The sequence below is a fragment of the Corynebacterium bouchesdurhonense genome (genome assembly GCF_900078305.2).
GTDB classification, from domain to species: Bacteria; Actinomycetota; Actinomycetes; order Mycobacteriales; family Mycobacteriaceae; genus Corynebacterium; species Corynebacterium bouchesdurhonense.
Map to the genome: position 1 here is coordinate 1 of NZ_LT546021.1, position 2915 is coordinate 2915.

Consider the following 2915-nt stretch of genomic DNA (forward strand, 5'->3'; position numbering starts at 1 on the left):
CCCAGGGTACCGAGGCTGCCCGTCTATACCTGGAGCAGATGACCGCCCACCACGAAGGTGCGGTCGACATGGCCCGTGACGAGGTTGCTGACGGCCAGAATCCCCATGCGATCACCCTGGCCGAACAGATTATCAACGACCAGGAGGCCGAGATCGCCCAGATGCAGCAGATGCTCAACGAGCTCTGAACAAGGACATTCCCCGACCACCCCAGATGAGAAACACGACCATACGGCCATCGGGCCAAACCAGGATTTCCGGGAAGGACAATCAGCATGCCGAATAAAATCAAGGTTGCAGTAAACGGGTACGGTGTCATCGGTAAACGTGTAGCCGACGCGGTGAGAGCCCAGGAGGACATGGAACTCCTCGGGGTCAGCGACGTCACCACCGATTACCGGGTCGCCACCGCCATCACGCAGGGCATCCCGGTCTATGCCTCCACCGAAGAAGCCCACCAAGAGATGAGCGCTGCCGGATATCCCATCGCCGGGAAACTACCTCTCTAAAGCCGTGAACATGGAAGTTCCCGTGGTTGGTCCGCCGGTAGGTGAGCCGGTGGATCAACCACGGATAACCGTGGTAGGCGAAGATCACTGGCTTGTCCGTGGTGAACAGCGCGTCGAAGTCGGTGTCCGACAGCCCGTGTGGGCCTTCGGACTCGTGTTTCAAAGGAGGTCTACGACGTTGACCACCCGGATGGACAGATCCGGGAAGTGGGAGCGCAAAAGGTCCACGGCGGCGAGGGTCTCCATGGTGGGAACGTCCCCGGCACAACCAAGCACCACATCCGGTTCCGTGTCCGGGTGTGTGCTGGCCCAGCCCCAGATGCCGATGCCCTTGGTGCAGTGAACGATGGCGTCGTCCATGTCTAGGTATTACAGCTGTGGCTGTCTGCCGGCGACGATGACATACTGACGGCCGCGCAGACAGTGGTCGGCCCCCGACAGCAGCGTAGTTGACTCGTCGCGTGATGCTGCTATAAATTTGCATTCCTTATGAATAATCGTCGCCCGTCTCGATGTCAGTAACCGAAACCAAGCGCTGACCGCTATCCTGCGCATCGGCCCGCCCACGGAGGATCCCCACCGCTGACACGTCAGAGTCCACTTTTTACGCACTGCGTTAACTTCTTGGGCCATCAGGGAAGGCGCATGAACAAAAACATGGTCTCCTCACCATTCGATGCTTCCCAGACCGGCTCCGAAAGGTTGTTTATATGCACAAAATATCGATCGAGGCCCTCGCCCGCAAGCAACTTAAAGAGGCCATCATCGCCCCTAGTGCTCGTGCCGCCGATACCGTCTTCGGCGGGCACGAAAAAATTCTGCGGCAGACCGTCGTCGGGATACGTCAGGGTGCCGAGCTCGGAGAGCGCGACAATCACGATGAATCCACGATTTATGTCCTACATGGGCGTGTCCAACTCAGGACGGGCGATGAGACCTGGATAGGTCGCAGCGGTGATCTGTTGATCGTGCCGCGATCTCGGCACAGCCTCGAGGCAATCGAGGACTCCGCTGTTTTGATCACCATTGCCAAACTGAAGCAATAAGAAAGATAGGGACTTCCCCTGGGGTGTTTGAGCCCGCCGAGGGTCCGTTTTTTCGCGGCGAGACCATGGACCGGCACCGTTCGATCACCGGCCTCCTGTCCCTGATGTTTGTACCAGCATGCGACGGTGACCAGCTGACCGGTTCCACTATCCTTACCGCTACTGGCGGCGGAGGTAATCGAAGATATGTGCCCATTGGTGAAGGGTTGGGGAGCTAGTAGGATGATGGTGAACCTATTTTCCACGTTTTTATCCGCAGTATTGGAGATCCGATGACCTACACAATCGCCCAGCCCTGCGTTGATGTCCTGGATCGAGCCTGCGTCGAGGAATGTCCCGTGGACTGCATCTACGAGGGCAAACGGATGCTCTACATTCACCCCGACGAGTGCGTCGACTGCGGTGCCTGCGAGCCCGTTTGCCCGGTTGAGGCCATCTTCTACGAAGACGATGTCCCAGACAAGTGGGTGGACTACATCGACGCTAACGCCGCCTTTTTCGACGACCTCGGTTCGCCAGGCGGTGCCGCCAGCCTGGGTCCGCAGGACTTTGACGCCCAGCTCGTCGCGGCGCTGCCGCCACAGAACCAGAACTAGGACCTGATAGGTGCTATTGCAAACTCGCGTTTTCGACGAAAACGGCGGATCCGGTACCAGCGTTGTGCTGCACACTAACAAATAGTTAGTTATTTGGAATTCCTGTTTGCAACAGCACCCAACTCGCTGGAGTGGGCGACTAGTTGCCCGCCGCCGCGCCACAACTTCACCTCGCTACCGCGTATCTGCTCCGAGCGGCCTGCGTTCGAACTGCGCTACCCGCACATGGTTGAACGCATGCGACGCGAGGGGCATGTCACCGCACGCGACGAACGTGCCGACACCACGCAGACTGGCGCCCCAGAGGACGACCATGCTGGCGTGAGGTAACGGGCGCTGAACGCACGAATGCAGAGACGGCCCCCACGGGGCAGGGGAGGCGCGCCTTGTGTCGGCGCAGTCTCGGAGGTCTGTGAGTGTCACTCCACTGGCTTCCTGAGCAGCGGCGCCGGCGGGGCCGATAGTGTTTCGTCGTCGGCTGCTGGGGAGGGCGTCGCCGCGGTGATGTGCTTGTACGAGTGGTGGATCTTCCACAACGCCCACAGGGTTTATTAACCCCGCTATCGTCGGACAAACTCCGGACAAACTCGGTTACGTCCCTTAGTGTGGTGTAACGCTTGCTGATGGTGGGCCCTGGGGAGAGTGTCAGGAAGTTTGTGTGTGAGGCTCTGATCTGAAAGGAGTTTCACCGATAATGACTACGGTGTCACCGAAGAAAGGCTATGACCCGTCGAGGGTCAACGCGATCAGCGAGAAGCTGATGG

General features: G+C 59.0%; 5 protein-coding genes and 2 pseudogenes. 5 read left to right on the top strand and 2 right to left on the bottom strand.

The window, feature by feature from the left end:
• Together BN4252_RS00435 and BN4252_RS00440 are read left to right on the top strand one after the other, a co-directional pair.
• On the top strand, positions 1 to 188 hold a 188-nt coding region (locus BN4252_RS00435), incomplete at its 5' end, for a DUF305 domain-containing protein (protein ID WP_143341130.1).
• An 87-nt stretch (positions 189 to 275) separates the two neighbouring features.
• On the top strand, positions 276 to 509 hold the full coding sequence (locus tag BN4252_RS00440; RefSeq protein WP_230208521.1) for a hypothetical protein: 234 nt from the start codon (positions 276 to 278) through the stop codon (positions 507 to 509).
• Here BN4252_RS00440 and BN4252_RS00445 read toward each other — a convergent pair.
• Both BN4252_RS00445 and BN4252_RS11235 read right to left on the bottom strand, forming a co-directional pair.
• Positions 502 to 965 (bottom strand): annotated as a pseudogene (locus BN4252_RS00445) (phosphoketolase family protein); the annotation flags it as partial. The gene BN4252_RS00440 and the pseudogene BN4252_RS00445 overlap by 8 nt on opposite strands.
• A 176-nt stretch (positions 966 to 1141) precedes the next feature.
• Positions 1142 to 1387 carry a hypothetical protein gene (locus BN4252_RS11235; protein ID WP_187370900.1) on the bottom strand — a complete coding sequence of 82 codons (246 nt, stop codon included), beginning with the start codon at positions 1385 to 1387 and terminating at the stop codon, positions 1142 to 1144.
• On the opposite strand from BN4252_RS11235, the gene BN4252_RS11375 reads away from it, so the two are divergent.
• The 3 genes and pseudogenes from BN4252_RS11375 to BN4252_RS00460 form a co-directional block, all read left to right on the top strand.
• Positions 1274 to 1555 (top strand): cupin domain-containing protein, encoded by a 282-nt coding sequence (locus tag BN4252_RS11375; protein WP_230208520.1) that lies wholly within the window; start codon positions 1274 to 1276, stop codon positions 1553 to 1555. The genes BN4252_RS11235 and BN4252_RS11375 overlap by 114 nt on opposite strands.
• Before the next feature lie 272 nt (positions 1556 to 1827).
• Positions 1828 to 2151: a ferredoxin gene (gene fdxA / locus BN4252_RS00455; RefSeq protein WP_066524094.1), complete on the top strand. Its 324-nt coding sequence runs from the start codon at positions 1828 to 1830 to the stop codon at positions 2149 to 2151.
• A 120-nt stretch (positions 2152 to 2271) separates the two neighbouring features.
• A pseudogene (locus BN4252_RS00460) lies at positions 2272 to 2481 on the top strand (cytochrome ubiquinol oxidase subunit I); the annotation flags it as partial.
• Positions 2482 to 2915: the final 434 nt, after the last annotated feature.